The sequence below is a fragment of the Marinicauda pacifica genome (genome assembly GCF_004793635.1).
In the GTDB taxonomy this organism is placed as follows: Bacteria; Pseudomonadota; Alphaproteobacteria; order Caulobacterales; family Maricaulaceae; genus Marinicauda; species Marinicauda pacifica.
In genome coordinates this window covers 1-322 of the sequence record NZ_SRXV01000036.1, presented here as the reverse complement: position 1 = coordinate 322, position 322 = coordinate 1, and the positions used below count along the sequence as shown (strand labels likewise).

Sequence of the window (322 nt, the reverse complement as noted above, 5' to 3'; positions counted from 1 at the left end):
CCGGGTCCCAGTCGACCTCGCTGATCGTCTGCGGCGTCGTGATCCAGTCCAGCCGGCCGAGCTCCTCGCGCCAGAACCTGTCCGGATCCTCGATCGAGCGCCGGTACCGGGCCTCGTAGACCTCCCGCGTGACACGGGCGTGATCGCGCACATAGGTGTCGGACACAGGCACCAGGGAGGGGGCACTGGCCGGCTTCGGACTGGACGCATCCATAAAGCCGCGCTCCTTTCAGAGCTAGAAACTGTATTTGGTCGAGAAGGTGAACCGGGACAGGGAGCCGGACTCGCCGCTCTCCAGCTCGCGTTCGCCGAACAGCACTTC

Annotated in this window: 1 protein-coding gene; it reads right to left on the bottom strand. The window is 65.5% G+C overall.

The window, feature by feature from the left end:
- The coding region (locus E5162_RS14305; RefSeq protein ID WP_135945949.1) for an acetyl-coenzyme A synthetase N-terminal domain-containing protein at positions 1 to 214 on the bottom strand (214 nt) is incomplete at its 3' end.
- Positions 215 to 322 lie beyond the last annotated feature (108 nt).